19 protein-coding genes and 1 other RNA gene are annotated in these 16883 nt (G+C 63.2%); 9 read left to right on the top strand and 11 right to left on the bottom strand.

Annotated features, from left to right (window positions below):
* Positions 1-13: 13 nt before the first annotated feature.
* The 3 genes from LZK81_RS01435 to LZK81_RS01425 all read right to left on the bottom strand — a co-directional run bounded on the left by LZK81_RS01435 (position 14) and on the right by LZK81_RS01425 (position 2340).
* On the bottom strand, positions 14-220 hold the full coding sequence (locus tag LZK81_RS01435; RefSeq protein ID WP_046602908.1) for a SlyX family protein: 207 nt from the start codon (positions 218-220) through the stop codon (positions 14-16).
* The gene (locus LZK81_RS01430) at positions 213-770 is read right to left on the bottom strand and encodes a cupin domain-containing protein (RefSeq protein WP_233954966.1); all 558 of its coding nucleotides are present in this window, start codon (positions 768-770) and stop codon (positions 213-215) included. Before LZK81_RS01430 ends, LZK81_RS01435 begins: the two co-directional genes overlap by 8 nt.
* Positions 771-840: 70 nt before the next feature.
* On the bottom strand, positions 841-2340 hold the full coding sequence (locus LZK81_RS01425; protein WP_046625437.1) for a globin-coupled sensor protein: 1500 nt from the start codon (positions 2338-2340) through the stop codon (positions 841-843).
* Between the two features lie 270 nt (positions 2341-2610).
* On the opposite strand from LZK81_RS01425, the gene recF reads away from it, so the two are divergent.
* The 3 genes from recF to LZK81_RS01410 are packed head-to-tail and all read left to right on the top strand — an operon-like array spanning position 2611 to position 5043.
* On the top strand, positions 2611-3735 hold the full coding sequence (gene recF, locus LZK81_RS01420) for a DNA replication/repair protein RecF (RefSeq protein ID WP_233954965.1): 1125 nt from the start codon (positions 2611-2613) through the stop codon (positions 3733-3735).
* Between the two features lie 43 nt (positions 3736-3778).
* Entirely contained in the window at positions 3779-4564 is a 786-nt protein-coding gene (locus LZK81_RS01415; protein ID WP_233954964.1) for a molybdopterin-synthase adenylyltransferase MoeB, read from the top strand.
* 8 nt (positions 4565-4572) lie between these two features.
* Positions 4573-5043: a GNAT family N-acetyltransferase gene (locus LZK81_RS01410; RefSeq protein ID WP_046603483.1), complete on the top strand. Its 471-nt coding sequence runs from the start codon at positions 4573-4575 to the stop codon at positions 5041-5043.
* Between the two features lie 2 nt (positions 5044-5045).
* Here the strand turns inward: LZK81_RS01410 and LZK81_RS01405 are convergent, their stop codons facing one another.
* Positions 5046-6050, bottom strand: a complete 1005-nt coding sequence (locus tag LZK81_RS01405) for a 2-hydroxyacid dehydrogenase (protein ID WP_046602903.1) — start codon at positions 6048-6050, stop codon at positions 5046-5048.
* A gap of 252 nt (positions 6051-6302) precedes the next feature.
* Here LZK81_RS01405 and LZK81_RS01400 point away from each other — a divergent pair, with 252 nt between their 5' ends.
* Positions 6303-6845: an SH3 domain-containing protein gene (locus LZK81_RS01400; protein WP_037079998.1), complete on the top strand. Its 543-nt coding sequence runs from the start codon at positions 6303-6305 to the stop codon at positions 6843-6845.
* Between the two features lie 18 nt (positions 6846-6863).
* Here LZK81_RS01400 and LZK81_RS01395 read toward each other — a convergent pair whose 3' ends face one another.
* Positions 6864-7856, bottom strand: a complete 993-nt coding sequence (locus LZK81_RS01395) for an adenosine kinase (protein ID WP_046609418.1) — start codon at positions 7854-7856, stop codon at positions 6864-6866.
* A 388-nt stretch (positions 7857-8244) separates the two neighbouring features.
* Here LZK81_RS01395 and LZK81_RS01390 point away from each other — a divergent pair, with 388 nt between their 5' ends.
* On the top strand, positions 8245-9189 hold the full coding sequence (locus tag LZK81_RS01390; protein ID WP_046625434.1) for an AEC family transporter: 945 nt from the start codon (positions 8245-8247) through the stop codon (positions 9187-9189).
* Positions 9190-9275: 86 nt separating this feature from the next.
* Here the strand turns inward: LZK81_RS01390 and LZK81_RS01385 are convergent, their stop codons facing one another.
* Positions 9276-9857, bottom strand: coding sequence for a c-type cytochrome (locus tag LZK81_RS01385; protein WP_233954963.1), 582 nt, complete (start codon positions 9855-9857; stop codon positions 9276-9278).
* Between the two features lie 152 nt (positions 9858-10009).
* Between LZK81_RS01385 and LZK81_RS01380 the strand changes: the two genes are divergently transcribed.
* Complete coding sequence (locus LZK81_RS01380; RefSeq protein WP_233954962.1) at positions 10010-10768, top strand: 3-deoxy-manno-octulosonate cytidylyltransferase; 759 nt, start codon at positions 10010-10012, stop codon at positions 10766-10768.
* Between the two features lie 11 nt (positions 10769-10779).
* Entirely contained in the window at positions 10780-11634 is an 855-nt protein-coding gene (locus LZK81_RS01375) for a prephenate dehydratase (protein WP_233954961.1), read from the top strand.
* Here the strand turns inward: LZK81_RS01375 and LZK81_RS01370 are convergent.
* The 5 genes from LZK81_RS01370 to LZK81_RS01350 all read right to left on the bottom strand — a co-directional run bounded on the left by LZK81_RS01370 (position 11631) and on the right by LZK81_RS01350 (position 14711).
* The gene (locus tag LZK81_RS01370) at positions 11631-12065 is read right to left on the bottom strand and encodes an EVE domain-containing protein (protein WP_233954960.1); all 435 of its coding nucleotides are present in this window, start codon (positions 12063-12065) and stop codon (positions 11631-11633) included. The two genes, LZK81_RS01375 and LZK81_RS01370, sit on opposite strands and share 4 nt — an antisense overlap.
* Positions 12066-12076: 11 nt before the next feature.
* A complete protein-coding gene (locus LZK81_RS01365) occupies positions 12077-12448 on the bottom strand; it encodes a VOC family protein (RefSeq protein ID WP_233954959.1) in 372 nt (123 codons plus the stop codon).
* A 70-nt stretch (positions 12449-12518) separates the two neighbouring features.
* A complete protein-coding gene (locus LZK81_RS01360; protein ID WP_233954958.1) occupies positions 12519-13214 on the bottom strand; it encodes a helix-turn-helix transcriptional regulator in 696 nt (231 codons plus the stop codon).
* Positions 13215-13329: 115 nt separating this feature from the next.
* Positions 13330-14307 carry an NAD(+) diphosphatase gene (nudC, locus tag LZK81_RS01355; RefSeq protein ID WP_233954957.1) on the bottom strand — a complete coding sequence of 326 codons (978 nt, stop codon included), beginning with the start codon at positions 14305-14307 and terminating at the stop codon, positions 13330-13332.
* Entirely contained in the window at positions 14304-14711 is a 408-nt protein-coding gene (locus LZK81_RS01350; protein ID WP_046609409.1) for an HIT family protein, read from the bottom strand. The genes nudC and LZK81_RS01350 overlap by 4 nt, the downstream gene beginning before the upstream one ends.
* 86 nt (positions 14712-14797) lie before the next feature.
* Between LZK81_RS01350 and ffs the strand changes: the two genes are divergently transcribed.
* Positions 14798-14894: signal recognition particle sRNA small type (ffs, locus tag LZK81_RS01345), an RNA gene on the top strand.
* An 86-nt stretch (positions 14895-14980) separates the two neighbouring features.
* Entirely contained in the window at positions 14981-16867 is a 1887-nt protein-coding gene (locus LZK81_RS01340; protein ID WP_233954956.1) for a DNA polymerase III subunit gamma/tau, read from the top strand.
* The last annotated feature ends 16 nt before the right edge of the window (positions 16868-16883 follow it).

Genomic DNA, 16883 nt, shown 5'->3' with positions numbered 1-16883 from the left:
GGCAACCGCACGGTCAATAATGCGGCGGTCTGGTGACGGCCGGCGCTTCCAGTGAGGACTCCTCCAGCGACAGGAACCGCTCTGTCAGCCGGTCGAGCTTGGCGCGCGTCTGTTCCATCACCTTCCATTGCTCGGCGAGCTGATCGGACAATTCCTCGATCATCTTGGTTTGGTAGGCGGCAAGTTCCTCGAGCCTGATCAGTCTTTCCTCGTCACTCACCTGTCGTTTCCTTCGCTGCTTTCTGACCGGCTTTCCAGACCCGTACCTTGTCCGGCATACCGTCATGGTCCCCGAGCGGGCGCTCCGGTGCGTCGTCCCACCAGTCGCGGCGGATCGCTTTCAGGTCGAGATTCTTCGGATAGAACAGCCGGTTTTCGTCCTTGTTGGCCTCCCCGATCACCAAAAGGCGCACTTCCGCATCCGTGTTGTTGATGAAGGTATGAGCAATTCCCGTGCCGGCCGGGAAACCGACCGAGTCGCCCGGTTTCAGCGGATAGACCCCGCCATCCAGCCAGACCTCTGGATTGCCTTCGATCACGTAGATGAATTCTTCCTCGAGTTCCTCCGCGTGCGGAAAGGAGGTGCGGCGGCCGGGTGGCAGGCGATGATGGTGAATGCCGAGCCGCGTGAGGCCGAACTGCCGGGCAAGCGCGGCGCCGAAGCCCATCAGCTCGTCATCACCGCGATAGTGTTTCTCCTGGGGCTTTTCCACCTCGGTCCAGTGGCGGATATAGGAAGGGCGGTCCCCGTCACGGGTCGGATCGGTCATGTGCTGCTCCTCTGAAAGCGGAGCAACACTAGCCGACCGGAACCGCCCGGTCCATGTTTCAGGTCGAAGATCAGGCGCGCAGGCGCGGGCGTTCGGTGCGGGTCTCGCGCACGGCCCTTGTCTTGAAGCGGCCGAGCAGCGACGCCAGCCGGCTGCTGATGCCGACCAGGCTCTGGGTCGAGGCATTGGTCTCTTCCATCAGCGCCGCGTTCTGCTGGGTGATCTGGTCCATGCTGCGGATCGCGGAATTGATCTCCTCGATGCCGGAAGCCTGTTCCTGAGCCGAACGGGCGATCGACGAGATATGTTCGTCGATCGACTTCACCCGCCCGCCGATACCGACCAGCGCCTGTCCCGTCTTGTTGACGAGTTCGACACCGCGATGGACGTCGGTCGACGACTGGTCGATCAGTTCCTTGATTTCCTTGGCCGCTGCGGCGGATCGCTGAGCCAGTTCGCGGACTTCCTGCGCGACGACGGCAAAGCCCTTGCCCTGTTCGCCGGCGCGGGCCGCTTCGACACCGGCGTTCAGCGCCAGGAGGTTGGTCTGGAAGGCGATCTCGTCGATCGCGCCGATGATCTGGGTCATCTTCTGCGAGGACTGCTCGATGTCGCCCATCGCGGCAATGGCCTCCTCGACCACCTTGCCGGAGCGAACCGTCTCGGAAGCCGATTCGCGCACGATCTCCTGCACTTCGCGGGTCCGCTGTGCGGCCTGGCCGGATATCGTGGTGATCTCTTCGAGTGCTGCCGCCGTCTGCTCGATCGCCGAAGCCTGCTGTTCAGCGCGCCTGGCCATGTTTTCGGAAGCCGACGAAATGCCGCCGGCTTCGGCGCGCACCTGCTCAACCGAGGTGCTGATCTCGCGCATCGCCACGTCAAGCTCGGAGATCGACGAATTGTAGTTCTGCTGCAGCTTGGCGAAGCTCGGCGCCAGTTCCTGCCAGAGTTCGGATGTCAGATCGCCATCGGAAAGGCTCTTCAGGGCGCCATCGAGCGCGCCAAGCGCTGCATCCTGCTCGGACTTGGCCTTTTCCTGTTTGGCTTCGACCTCTCTGCGCTCGTCGCCCAGCACCTCAAGATAGACCGAGATGGCGTAATCCATGTCCAGCAGGGCCGCCTTGACGACCGAGGAGAGATGTTCAGAAAGCACCTTCGCCTTCTTCTCCTGGAAAAAACCGGTCATCTCCCGGCTGACTACGGCGCGGATGATGCCATCGAGGACCAGCGCGTAACCGCCGATATACCAGCGCGGCTCGAGACCAAGCCGGGCATGGGTGCGGCCGATCGTGGAAACCGCCTCGACATAATTGTCATCATATTTGCCGGATGCGATGCCTTCCCAATGGGCAGCCTGTCGGCTCTTGGCATGGGCGATATGAGCATCGTTGGAGAAAAACTTGGCCGTGTGCGGGTTGCTCTTCACCTTGCGGTAAAAAGCATCGAGCGCGCCGCCGACCGTGTCCTTGATGACTGGCCGGACCTCGGCAAGAGACCGGCGCTGCTCTTGGCCCAGGCCGATGAATTCAAGGCGCTCGGCGAGATCGGCTTTGTGGTTTGGCTCTTTCATGGGGGCTCCGGAGATTGAAGGGGTCAACACGGCCATCCGGATATGAGATGCGTATGCGTGCATGGTAACTTTTAGGATTAAAGCTTTAACGTCCTGTTAGCCATGGCCACTAAGTTTTGAGTAATTATAAATTAGAGCTCCATTGAAAACCATAGTCGTCGAAGCGCGCCGGGTCGGCCTGGGCTGAGGAATCGGCGGCCCCAAGCAAAGGCTTGCCATCCGGGCCTGGAGCCCTTAGCTCCTGTTCGACGACGAACCCCAAGATTCCCGATGGCTCAGAAGACCTCCCTTTCCCGGCTGAAGCTCACCGATTTCCGCAATTACGCGGAAGCAGCCCTGCCGCTCGACGGGCGGCATGTGGTGCTGACGGGCGAGAACGGCGCGGGCAAGACCAATCTGCTCGAAGCCGTCTCCTTCCTGTCGCCGGGTCGCGGGCTGCGCCGGGCCGTGCTGTCCGACGTGACGCGCGTCGGTGCCGCCGGCGGGTTCACCATCTTCGCGGATATCGACGGCATGGACGGCGAGGTTTCGATCGGCACCGGCATCGAGCCTGGCGAAGGCGAAAGCGTTACCCGCAAGCTCAGGATCAACGGCACACCGGCCAAATCGACCGAGGAGCTTTCCGATCACTTAAGCGTTCTCTGGCTGACGCCGGCGATGGACGGGTTGTTCACCGGTGCCTCGTCCGACCGGCGCCGTTTCCTCGATCGCCTCGTCCTGTCGCTCGATCCCGCCCATGGCCGGCGGGCGAGCGATTTCGAGCGCGCCATGAGAAGCCGCAACCGGCTATTGTCGGAGGGCCGCTTCGATCCGTCCTGGCTTTCCGCCATCGAGGCGCAGATGGCAGGCCTCGGCATCGCCATGGCCGCCGCGCGTCAGGAAATGCTCGGGCTGCTGCGGACTCTGTCGGCCAATTCGGGCGAAACCCCATTCCCATCGCCGGTGCTGACGCTCGAAGGGTTCATGGATGGCGCGATGGACCGCCCGGCAGCCGATCTCGAGGACGACTATCTCGGCATGCTGCGCAACGGCCGCGGCCGCGATGCCGCCGCCGGCCGGACGCTCGACGGGCCGCACCGCTCCGACCTTTTGGTGCGCCACCGCGAAAAGGACATGGAGGCCGCGCGCTGCTCGACCGGCGAGCAGAAGGCGCTGCTGATCGGGCTGGTGCTCGCCCATGCACGCCTCACGGCAGACATGACCGGTTACGCGCCGATCCTGCTGCTCGACGAGATCGCTGCCCATCTCGATCAAGGCCGGCGGGCCGCTCTCTTCGATCTCGTTCACGGTCTCGGCGGCCAGTCCTTCATGACCGGTACCGACCGGAGCATGTTTTCCGCGCTGGCCGACCGGGCGCAGTTCTTTACCGTCGCGCATGGCGGCATCGGCGATTGAAATCCATCTTACACGGCCCGACGGCCGGTGATATGGTTGCGCCATGGAAAGCCTGACACCGGAAAAACTGAGCCAAGACGAGATCGAGCGCTACCGCCGCCATATCCTGCTGCCGGAAATCGGCGGCACGGGGCAGCAGAAGATGAAGAACGCCCGCGTCCTGGTGATCGGCGCCGGCGGGCTCGGCGCGCCGATCCTCGAATATCTGGCGGCCGCCGGCATCGGCACGCTCGGGATCATCGACGACGACCTGGTTTCCCTTTCCAACCTGCAACGGCAGGTCATCCACGATACCGGCACGATCGGCGAGATGAAGACCCGGAGCGCCCGCGAGGCGATCGCCCGGCTCAATCCGCATGTCCGGGTGGTCGATTTCGAGGAGCGTTTTTCGGCCGAATGGGCGGCCCGCAAGCTCGCCCTGTTCGACCTGCTGATCGACGGTTCCGACAATTTCGACACCCGTTATGCGGCGGCCGATGCCGCGGAAGCCACCCGGATCCCGCTGGTTACCGGCGCAGTCGGCCGGTTCGACGGTTCGGTGACAGTGATGAAGCCCTACGAGACGGGACCGGACGGCGTTCTCAATCCCGGCTATCGCGATCTCTTTCCGGAAAAGCCGCCAGCGGGATTGATCCCGTCCTGCGCCGAGACCGGCGTCGTCGGTGCTCTGACCGGCGTCATCGGCACCCTCATGGCGATGGAGGCGATCAAGCTCGTCACCGGCATCGGCGAACCGCTGGTCGGACGGCTGATGCTCTACGATTCGCTGTCGGCCCGTTTCGACGCGATCAAATACAAGCGCCGCACGGCCAAGGCTGCCGCCGAGTGAGCGAGCCGATTGAGATTGTCCGGATCCGCGAGGACTTTCGCCGGTGGGACGAACTTCTGGCGCTCATCCTCTCCTCGTTCGCCTATATGGACGGCATCATCGACCCGCCCTCCTCGGCGCATCGGCTGACGCTCGCCTCGCTCGCTCAGAAAGCCCGCGACGAGATCGCGTTTGCGGCGATCGAAAACGGCAGGATTGCCGGCTGCATCTTCTGCAGGCCGGAGCCGGGCTTCCTTTATATCGGCAAGCTCGCGATCGCCCCGGCCAGCCAGGGCAAGGGCATAGGCCGCAGGCTGCTGTCGGTCGCGGAAGGCATCGCCCGGGAAAAAGGGCTGCCTGCGCTGCGGCTCGAAACCCGCATCGAACTGACCACCAATCATGCGACCTTCGCCAGATGGGGTTTCGCCAGGACGGCGGAAAATTCCCATCCGGGCTTTACCCGCATCACCTCGATCGAAATGCAGAAGCGGCTGATCTGAGATCAGTTGCGGCCGGGCAGAACCCGGTTCGGCGGGCGGTGGCCGTCGAAGAAGGCGCGGATGTTGATGATCACCTTGTCGCCCATGTCGATCCGACCCTCGATCGTCGCTGAGCCCATATGCGGCAGCAGCACGACCCGGCCCTGATGGGCGAGCTTGACGAGTTTCGGGTTTACCGCCGGCTCGTTCTGGTAGACGTCGAGGCCGGCGCCGGCGATCTTGTTGTCGCGCAAAAGCTGGATCATCGCCGCCTCGTCGATGATGTCGCCGCGGGCGGTGTTGACGATGATCGAGCCCGGCTGCATCAGCGCCAGGCGCCGCGCCGACAGGAGATGGAACGTCGCCGGCGTCGAGGGACAATTGACCGAAACGATATCGACGCGGGCGAGCATCTGGTCGAGGCTGTCCCAATAGGTCGCCTCGAGCTCCTCTTCCGTCGCCGGGCTGACGCGCTTGCGGTTGTGGTAGTGGATCGACAGACCGAAAGCCTTGGCGCGGCGCGCGACGGCTGTGCCGATGCGGCCCATGCCAACGATGCCGATACGTTTGCCCCAGATCCGCCGGCCGAGCATCCAGGTGGGGCTCCAGCCACTCCACTCGCCCGGCTTGTCGGTGAGGATGCGCGCTCCCTCCACAAGCCGCCGGTTGATGGCCAGGATCAGCGCCACGGTCATGTCGGCGGTGTCTTCGGTCAGCACGTTCGGCGTGTTGGTGACGGTGATGCCTTTTTTCGCGGCGGCATCGACGTCGATATGGTCGAAGCCGTTGGAGAAGCTGGCGATCAGCTTCAGCTGCGGGCCCGCCTGCTCGATCAGCGCCTCGTCGATACGGTCGGTCACCGTCGGCACCAGCACGTCGGCCGACTTCATTGCGGCCGCCAGCTCTTCGCGCGAACGTGGCGTGTCGTCGATATTGAGTTCGGCCTCGAACAGCTCGCGCATGCGGGTTTCCACCGCATCCGGCAGCTTACGGGTGATATAGACCTTGGGTTTCTTCTTCGCCGTCATGAAACTCTCTGCCTGACGCCTTGAAGCACGAAGCCTGAACGTATTCGGGGGCCATGCTTCAAGCTTTGTTCGACATATGTCGTTATCCCGAAACCGGTACCCGCTTTCGGGCGACCTGCTTTAGGAGGTCCTTAACCAAGTCGCGCGATATTCAGTTCATCCAGGGCGTTTTCTACCAGACCCGTCAGCGAAGACAAACAAAACCTCGCGAGGTTCCCGAAAGCCCGAGATCGCTCAGCCGGAACCAAACACATGCGTCGCGCCATTCTTTCCTCCTTCATCGCTCTTTCCTTCGGGCTTGTCGCCTCCCTGTCCGCACCCGCCCCGAGCTATGCTCAGGGCGCCGCCAAGGGTCCGAGCGGCCTGCCGCTGCCGCGTTTCGTCAGCCTCAAGTCGAGGAAGGTCAATATCCGCATCGGCCCGAGCACGGACTATGCGGTTTCCTGGATGTATATGAAGTCCGGCACGCCGATGGAAATCATCCAGGAATACGAAAACTGGCGGCGGGTTCGCGACGCCGAGGGCACCGAGGGCTGGGTGAACCAGGCCCTGCTCTCGGGCGACCGGACTGCGGTGGCCGCCCCGTGGATGCGCGGCAAGGGCAAGGATATCTACGTCAACATGCGCCGCGACCCGCAGGCGACGGCCGCCATCCTCGCCAAGCTGGAGCCGGGCGTCGTGCTGCAGATCAAGGAATGCAACGGCGATTGGTGCCGCGCCGAAACCAACGGCGCCGAGGGCTGGATCGCCCAGGCCGAAATCTGGGGCGCCTATCCCGGCGAGGCCTTCAAGTAAGCGTTTCCCCGCAGGGCCTCAAATGAGGCCTTGCTTCTTCGCAGCTTCAGTGAGCGACGCCATCGGGCGCGGGCCGATCTGCTGGATGCAGATCGCGGCGGCGAGGCAGCCGAGCTTGCCGCAATCCTCGAGCGAGCGATCCTGGGTATAACCGAACAGGAAACCGGCCGCGAAGAGGTCGCCTGCGCCGGTCGTATCGACCAGTTCCCTGATCGGATAGGCGTCGATCTTCACGCGTTCGGCGCCGCGAACAATGATCGCGCCTTCCTCGCTGAGCGTCACGGCCGCCAGCTTGCAGTCTTCAGAAATCTTCTTCAGCGCCAGTTCGAAATCCTCTGTCTCGTAGAGCGACAACGCTTCCTGTTTGTTGGCGAACACGATGTCGACCGTGCCGGAACGCATCAGGTCGAGGAATTCGGCACGGTAGCGTCCGACGCAGAAGGGGTCGGACAGCGTCATCGACACTTCGCGGCCATGCTCATGGGCGATGCGGGCCGATTCGCGGATCGCTTCCTTGGCGCGCGGCGGATCCCAGAGGTAACCTTCGAAATAGGTGACCTTGGCCTCGGCGACGACATCCTCTTCAACATGTTCCGGGCCGAGATCGACGCAGGCGCCGAGATAGGTGTTCATCGAACGCTCGCCATCCGGCGTCACGAAGATCATCGAACGGGCGGTCGGCGGGTGGGTGCCTTCCGGCTTGGTCTGATAGTGCACGCCCTGGGCGCGGATGTCGTGCTGGAAGATGTTGCCGAGCTGGTCTTCCGCAACCTTGCCGAAATAGGCGGCCTTGCCGCCGAAACCGGCAATGCCGGCTGCCGTGTTTCCGGCCGAACCGCCGGACGCTTCCACCGCCGGGCCCATCTTCGAATAGAGGAGTTCGGCGCGCTCGGCATCGATCAGGTTCATCGCACCCTTGGTGATCGCATTGTCGCTCAGGAAATCGTCGTCGCAGCGGGCGAGAATATCCACGATGGCATTGCCGATGGTGAGCACGTCGAACTTGGGCATCCGGTCTTGATCCTCTTGGGAAGCAGTTTGTCGCGAAAACCGGTATTCGGGTTTTGGACCGATTGGAAGGGAAAATAACCGCGACGCCCGCAATCCGGGGCGTTTTGCCCCAACTCTGACTAGGCCGACACTGGGTCGTCACTCTGCTGTCACGATCACAGGTTAGACATTCGGCGATCCGGTTGTGTTGCCGACCACGGATGAACTGGCGGCCGACCACCGGATGTCCTGGACGAGACCAGGAGGGAAAGCGGGGATTGCCCCGCTTTTTTGTTGGGCGCCCGTCGCCGCGCCTCCCCGCCAAACAGCTTCTCTGCACCAAACGCATTTGTCGCGAGCCGCGACATGCGTTAGACGCATAAAAACGTCTCCACAGAAAGCCTGCGCCTTGTCCTCCGTCTTCCTGAATGTCGTGCCCCTCTTCATCCTGATCCTGATCGGCTGGATGACGGCGAAAACCGGGATATTGAAGGAGGAGACCGGCGACGCGCTCGGCGAATTCGTGTTCAAGATCGCGGTGCCTATGCTGATCTTCCGGACGCTGGCGGATGCGCATTTCGAAGGAGCCTCGCCGTTCCGGCTGTGGACCGTCTATTTCCTCGGGGTCGCCATGACCTGGGGGATCGGTCACATCCTCACCACCCGCGTTTTTGGCCGGGATGCGAAGATCGGCGTGATCGCCGGCATGTCCGGCTCCTTCGCCAACAACGTCTTCATCGGACTGCCGCTGGTCGCCCATGTCGTCGGCAAGGATGGGCTGGTGGCGATCTCCATCCTGCTCGCGATCCACCTGCCGCTGATGATGGTAGCCGGCACGATCCTGATGGAGGGCGCGGCCGCCAAGGTCGACGGCGGCGAAAAGCGCGGCATCGCAGCGGTCCTCGGGCAGGTGGGCTCCAACCTTGCCCGCAACCCCCTGGTGATCGCGCTAATCGTCGGCGTCGCCTTCAATTTCCTCGGCCTGCATCTCCCGTCGGCGATCGCCATCGTCGTCGATCAGATTTCCGCCGCGGCAAGCCCGGTCGCGCTGATATCGATCGGCATGGCGCTGACCAGATATCCGATCCGGGGCGATATCGGTCTTTCGGGGGCTGCTGCTGTGCTGAAGCTGCTGGTGCTGCCGGCGCTCGTCTTCCTGATGAGCACTCTGTTTGCCCTGCCGAAGGACTGGACCGCGGCGCTGGTGCTGACCGCCTCGGTGCCGACCGGCATCAATGCCTGGCTGATCGCCCAGCGCTTCCGCTCCGGCCATAGCCTTGCGGCCTCGGTGATCAGCATGACCACCGCATTCGGCGTCTTCACCGTCGGCTTCTGGGCATGGCTGCTCGGCTGAGCCGGCCGCATCTCGATCACGAAAGCCCAAAACAAAAATGCCCGACTGACGCCGGGCATTTCAATTGGAATTCCTGGAATTGCCGATCAGTTGGTGGCGGGCGCCGGAGCGGCTGCATTCGGGTCCGGAAGCGGAACCGGCGAATCAGCCAGCGTGCGCAGGTAGGCAATCAGGTTGGCGCGCTCGGCATCGTTCTTCAGACCGGCGAAACCCATCGCCGTGCCCTTCACGAAAGCCTTCGGAGCGGTGAGGAAATGGTTGAGGTTGTCGAAGGTCCAGTGCTCGGCACCGCCCTTGGAAAACTCCTTCATGCCGGCCGAATAGGAAAAGCCTTCATGCCCGGCGACCGGACGGTCGACAATGCTCCAGAGATCGGGGCCGACCTTGTTCGGTCCGCCCTTCTCCCCGGAATGACAGCTCTGACACTTCTTGAATGCGGCTTCCCCGGCCTTGGCGTCGGCCTTCGTCAGCAGCTGCGCGATCGGAACGGCGGCGGCAGCGGGTGCCGCGGCTTCACCGGCTGCGGGCTCTTCGGCGGCGACGATGGCAAAACCTGCCTTCTCGGGTACCTCCGAGTGGAAAATGCCTTCCGAGGCAATGGACACCGACATCAAGACGAAAACAGTAGCAAGCAGGGCGCCTGCCGCCATGTTGACATTGGGGTTCATCCGCAAAAGCTCCTTAGCAACCGCCTCATGAGAAAGCGGACCATCTTGAAATCGCGCGGAACCTATGTCTTTTGCATGGTTGTTGCAACACGATTATCGTCCCGCGCGTGAGACTTTTTGACACTGTTTACGCGGGAATAGAAGGGTCTCTCATGAAGAATTCGGCTTTTGACCGGACGCTGGTGTTGATCCCGGCGCGAATGGCATCGACCCGCCTGCCGGGGAAACCTCTGGCTGATATTGCCGGCCTGCCGATGATCGTGCAGGTAGCAAAACGGGCTGAGGAAGCGCAGGTCGGGCGAATCATCGTCGCCGTCGACCACCAGGACGTCTACGACGCCGTGGCCGCCGCGGGCTTCGACGTGGTGATGACCCGGCAGGACCATCAAAGCGGTTCGGACCGGATTTTCGAGGCCGTACAGAAGGCCGATCCGGAAGCGAGAATGGACTTCGTGATCAACGTTCAGGGCGACCTGCCGACGATCGAGCCGGAAGCGGTGCGCGCCTCGCTTCGCCCGCTCGACAATCCCTCGACCGACATCGCCACCCTCACGGTCGAGATCACCGACGAACACGAAAAGACCAATCCGAACGTGGTGAAAATCGTCGGCTCGCCGATTTCCGCCACCCGGCTGAAGGCGCTCTATTTTACCCGCGCCACCGCGCCCTACGGCAACGGGCCGCTCTACCACCATATCGGGCTCTACGCCTATCGCCGCGCTGCGCTGGAAAAGTTCGTGTCGCTCGGGCCGTCCGTGCTCGAAAAGCGCGAATCGCTCGAACAGCTGAGGGCGCTCGAAGCCGGCATGCGCATCGATGCCGAGATCGTTGACTCGGTTCCATTAGGCGTCGATACTCCCGCCGACCTTGAAAAGGCCCGTGCGGTCCTGTTTGCCCGTGCCTCCTCGTAACGGATAACCCCATGAACGCACTCACAAATCGCATCGCCTTCCAGGGCGATTTCGGCGCCAATTCCGACATGGCCTGCCGCGACATGTTCCCGACCATGGAACCGCTTCCATGCCCGACTTTCGAGGACGCCTTCCAGGCGCTCGAAAACGGCGATGCGGACCTGGCGATGATCCCGATCGAGAACACCATCGCCGGACGCGTCGCCGATATCCATCACCTGCTGCCGGAATCGCGGCTGCATATCATCGGCGAATATTTCATGCCGATCCGCTTCCAGCTGATGGTGCTGCCCGGCGTGACACGCGAGGAAATCCGCACCATCCACAGCCATATCCATGCGCTCGGCCAGTGCCGCAAGATCATCCGCTCGAACGGCTGGAAGGCCGTCGTCGCCGGCGACACGGCGGGTTCCGCCAAGATGGTGGCCGAAAAGGGCGACCGGACCATGGCGGCACTCGCGCCGCGGCTTGCGGCCGATCTCTATGGTCTCGAGATCCTGGCGGAGAATGTCGAGGACCGGGACGACAACGTCACCCGCTTCGTCGTGCTCTCCCGCGACGAAAAATGGGTGCAGCGGAACAATCCCGACGAGGTGCTGGTGACCACCTTCGTGTTCAACGTCCGCAACATTCCTGCCGCGCTCTACAAGGCGATGGGCGGCTTTGCGACCAACGGCATCAACATGACGAAGCTCGAGAGCTACCAGCTCGGCGGCAAGTTCGTGGCGACCCAGTTTTATGCGGATATCGAGGGCCATCCGGACGATGCCCCCGTGCGCCGGGCTCTGGAAGAACTGCGGTTCTTCTCCGAGAAGGTGCGGGTTCTCGGCACGTATAAGGGCCACCCGATGCGGGGGACGCTTTAGGCGTCGCTTGCATCCATCGCCCCTGCGATGATCTCCAGATCCTCGGCATCGACCTCGATCAGCCCGAAGCGCAGCTGGTAACCCCAGTTGCGCTTGCCGGCCGTGAATGCGAGTTCATTCAGCAATGGCTGGATCGGCGCGGGATGCGCTACCGACCACCTGACATCGCGGCGGAACGGGAGAAAGCCGTTTCCCGTATCCGCCTGGTAGGCGCTCCCTTCCTCGACAGTTCCGATGGCGGTGAAAGCCTTCAACGGCGCGCCTCCATCCAGCGTTTCGGTCGGTGAATAGTAGGCTATTCGGTCACCCGGCCGGACACGCCGCAAAGGCCCGCCCTTGCCGTGGCACACCTGCATGAAACCGCCGGCCAACCCGCCCCGCACATGGGCGGCGCAGGCGACGGCGATCCAGCACTTCTGCTCGTCGCCCATGACGGCCTCCATCAGTCAGCGCTCATGGAATAGACGCGGAGCCTATGCCCATCGGGATCGGTCACGACGAACGTGTAGCCGAAATCCATCTCGACCGGCGTCTGCAGTACGCGCAGGCCGCGGGCGGACCAGTCGGCATAGATCCTGTCCACGTCGGCGGCAGCGTCATGCCTGAAGCAGATTTCCGTGCCGCCGCACTCACCCCTCACCGACGGTTCAGCCGTGTGGCGCGACCAGAGGCCGAGCTTCATGCCGGTGTTCAGCACGAAGAGTGCAAAGGTCGGGGTTCTTTCCACGGGCTCGGCGCCAAAGAGGGATTGGTAGAAATCGGTGCTGGCGAGCGGATTGTCGACGAAGAGGATGGCGAAATCGGGATGGACCATGTCAGTACTCCTTTTGGTTGGGACTGACCGGAGATTATCGCAGCCTACTGTCAGATAATGGCAGCAGCGTTCATGGCTGGGGCGGAATTCCCTCGGCCTCTCGCCACTCCTTGAGCAGGACCGGCCGGCGGCGCGGATAACGCGTTTCGGTCGAAACCGCGGAGGAAATACGGTCGGTGCGGAAATGCCGGAAGTCCTGCCTAAGCTCGCACCAGGCGATCATGACCCGGACGCTGTCGAAGAAGCCGAGGGCGAATGGCCAGACTTTTCGATGGGTCAGCACTCCTTTTTCGTCTTCATAGGCGAGTTCGAGGATATGTTCGGCGCGGATCGCCCTTCGGATCAGGGCGAGATCGGCTCCGCTCTCGCTTCGCCGCGGCGTGCCGACAAGCAGCGTCGAATTGTCGAGATCCTCTTTGAGGTCCGGCGGCAGGACGGCGGCGATCTTGGCGAGCGCATCGACGGCGCCGGCGGCCAGCCGCGGGTCGGCGGTTTTCGCCACCCAGCGGGAACCGAGCACCAGCGCCTCGATCTCTTCTTGCGAAAACATCATCGGCGGCAGCATGAAGCCGGGCCTGAGCACGTAGCCGAGGCCCGCCTCGCCTTCGATGAAGGCGCCCTGCGCCTGGAGGCTGGCAATATCGCGATAGAGCGTGCGCAGGCTGACGCCGGTCTCGGCGGCGAGTTTCGCGCCGCTGACGGGCTGGCGGTAGCGCCGGAGCGTCTGGAGAAGAGCCAGCAGGCGCTCGGAGCGGGCGACGGTCATTTTGCTGAAACCCTCCGGCCCCATGATAAAGTCGAGCTCGATTCGGCCGGACCGCCCAGCCCTTCGCCTGGGCTCCGGGCGTTCGTCGCTGCAACCGATCCACTGGACCGATTGCTCAGGCTTCGCCTGACCGCTCCTCACCCCACTCGATCCAGTCGCGGAGCAGGCGGTGGGCGATTGCACCCCTGACCGGCGCGAAAAGCGGGGCGTCCGGGCCGGCATCGAGCATGGCGGCGGCCTCGGCGCGTTCGAACCAGCGGACATCGGCCATTTCCTGCGGGTCGATCCTGATCTCGGTGGACTTCGCCTCCGCGTAACAGCCGATCATCAGCGAATGCGGCATCGGCCAGGGCTGCGAGGCATGGTAGCGCACCCGGCCGGTCTCGATGCCGGATTCCTCGAAGGTCTCGCGGCGCACCGCATCCTCGATCGTTTCGCCCGGCTCGACGAAACCGGCGAGGCAGGAATACATGCCCTCCTGGAAATGGTGGCTGCGGCCGAGCAGGCAGCGATCGCGCTCCACGTCGATGGTGAGCATGATCACCACCGGGTCGGTGCGCGGAAAGGTCATGTGCTGGCACTGGGTGCAGACACGCTTGTAGCCGCCGATCCTGGTTTCGGTTGGCGAGCCGCATTTGCCGCAGAATTTGTTGGAGGCATTCCAGTTGAGAAGTGCCACCGCCTGGGCGACCTCGCCTTGCAACTCGCCTTCGATCAGCTGATCGCGGAAGAGGGCGCGGGCCTCGGTCGGCTTGTAGTGGCTTGCCAGTTCTTCCGCCGGGATCAGCATCGGCACGGCGATGCGCGGCTCGCCGGTCTCGTGGTAACCGAGCAGCACGGCGTTGTCGAAATCCGGCTTCAGTTCGGCAAGCTCGTAAGGCGAGAACAGCGGGTCGAGGATCTGGCTGTCGTGCTTCAGGATCAGCCGGCTGCCGGTGAAGGCGAGGATATGGGCGCCTTCCACGGCGAGCGCCTTCTCGACGCAATCGTCCTCACGGTACTCGGCCCGGCGATCCAGCTTGTTGCCGGAAAAAGCCGTCAGCGTGCTCGGTTCGGGATGGGGTGAGTCGGTGTCGAAAAGGGTCGCGGTCATGAAAGGGCTTCAACCAGTTTGTTGAGAAAATCTTGCTTTTGTTGCTCTTCATATGTCACCGGCTGGCCAAAACCCCATATCGGGCCGGGCCAGTTCGGGTCGCCCTCGAACCGGGCGATGACATGGACATGCAGCTGGCGGACGATATTGCCGAGTGCGCCGACATTGATCTTGGTGGCGCCGGTCACCGTCTTCAGGGCAGCGGCCACCCTGTTGACCTCGACCGAGAGCAGCGCCTGTTCGGCGGGCGAAAGATCGAAGATCTCGGTCATGCCGGCGCGTTGCGGCACCATGACCAGCCAGGGCCAGCGGCTGTCGTTCTGGATGCGGAGCTGGCAGAGGGTGAGCACGCTCACAAGATCGGAATCGCGGGTTATCCTCCCGTCCAGTTCGAATTCGCTCAAACTTTCCTCCCTTGTTTTTCTGTTCGATAGCAGTTTTTTACAGGGTTGGCTTGCATTTGGAAGCGTTATTGACGATATGGACGTTGGGAGGTTGGTGGTGGACGAGCCACTCGCCAACCGGGTCAGGTCCGGAAGGAAGCAGCCCTAACGAGCCAGGCACGGGTCGCCGTGCCAGCCTCCCACCCTTTTACTTGTACTACCATCTTGGTCAGCTTCCGGCCCGGTCAAGACCGTGCTCAGGATTGGCCCGCGCAGGCTGGCAGGACTGAATGAGCGATACCGGGCCCACATCTCCAAGCACTCCCGCAGCCAACCCCGCCGCAGGCAGCGGATACCGGGTGCTCGCCCGCAAATACCGTCCCAAGGATTTTTCGGACCTGATGGTCGGCCAGGAGCCGATGGTCCGGACGCTGACCAACGCGTTCGAGACCGGACGCATCGCCCAGGCCTATATGCTGACCGGCGTTCGCGGGGTCGGCAAAACGACGACCGCCCGCATCCTCGCCCGCGCGCTGAACTACAAGACGCCAGACATCGACAAGCCGACCATCGACCTGCGCATCCCCGGCGAACATTGCCAGGCGATCATGGAAGGCCGGCATGTCGACGTGATCGAGATGGACGCCGCCTCGCATACCGGTATCGACGATATCCGCGAGATCATCGAGCAGGTGCGCTACCGCCCGGTCTCGGCGCGCTACAAAGTCTACATCATCGACGAAGTGCACATGCTCTCGACTCAGGCCTTCAACGGCCTGTTGAAGACGCTCGAAGAGCCGCCGGAACATGTGAAGTTCATCTTCGCGACGACCGAAATCCGCAAGGTTCCGATCACCGTGCTGTCGCGCTGCCAGCGGTTCGACCTGCGCCGAATCAGCGCCGCCGATCTGGTCGGCCTGTTCACGACCATCCTGGAAAAGGAAGGCATTCCGGCCGAACCGGAAGCGCTCGCCATGGTCGCACGTGCGGCGGAAGGCTCGGCGCGCGATGGGCTGTCGCTGCTCGACCAGGCAATTGCGCATGGCGGCGGCCAAGTGATCGCGGAGACCGTGCGCGGCATGCTGGGGCTTGCCGACCGCGCCCGCATCGTCGACCTTTTCGAGCATATCGTGCGCGGCGACGTGACGGCTGCCCTTTCGGAATTCACGGCGCAATACGAGGCCGGCGCCAATCCGGTCGTGGTTTTGACCGACCTTGCCGATTTCACCCATCTGACCACCCGTTTCAAATATATCCCTGACGCCGCCAGCGATCCTTCGATCAGCGAAGTGGAGCGCGTGCGCGGCCGCGAATTTGCCGAAGGCGTCGCGGTGAGTACGCTGTCGCGCATCTGGCAGATGCTCCTGAAGGGCATTCCGGAAGTCGAAAATTCCTCGCGCCCGGCGGGTGCGGCCGAAATGGTGCTGATCCGGCTGACGCACGCGGCCCATCTTCCCTCGCCGGAAGATGCTGCCCGAAGGCTTGCCGATTTCAGCAACGGCGACGGCCAGCGGGCACCGGTTCCGAATGGCAGTGGCGGTGGGCGGCCGGTTTCTCCGCCGCAATCGCCAGTGAATGCGCGCGGCACGGAAATGGCGAGCCCGCGCGTTCCTTCCGGCGGTCCGACCGCGATGCTGCAGGCCGTGCCGAATACGACGCCGCGCGAAATGCCCGTCGGCCGCGCGGAAGAACAGCCAGCCGAAAAACCAGTTCCCAAGGTACCCGTCAATTCGATCCAGGATATCGCCGATCTCTGCTCCAAGAACCGCGATCCGCGGCTGAAGGCGCTGCTGCGCAATTTCGTGCGGCTGGTGAAGATCGAGCCGGGCCGGCTGGAGATCAATCTTTCCGGCGAAGCGCCGAAGACCATTGCCGGCGACCTCAAGGCGCGGCTGGAGGAATGGACCGGGATCACGTGGTGGGTGACGCTCAGCAACGAGGCCGGCGAGCCGACGCTGGTCGAATCCGAAAAGAGCGTGCGGGAAGCGCAGTTCACCGACGCCCGCGCCGATCCGGACGTGGCGGCGATCCTTGCCCAGTTCCCCGGCGCCAGGATCACCGACGTGCGCATTCGCGCCAGCGAAGAGGATGAAAGCGAGACCGAGGACCTGCCGGCACCGGCGACCGCGGAATCCGAAGAGGGCGACATCCTGCCCGGCGACGACATCGAACTATAAGAGAAGAGGACAGACA

Source organism: Neorhizobium galegae (assembly GCF_021391675.1).
Classification (GTDB): domain Bacteria; phylum Pseudomonadota; class Alphaproteobacteria; order Rhizobiales; family Rhizobiaceae; genus Neorhizobium; species Neorhizobium galegae_B.
This window is presented reverse-complemented; position numbering and strand designations above follow the sequence as displayed.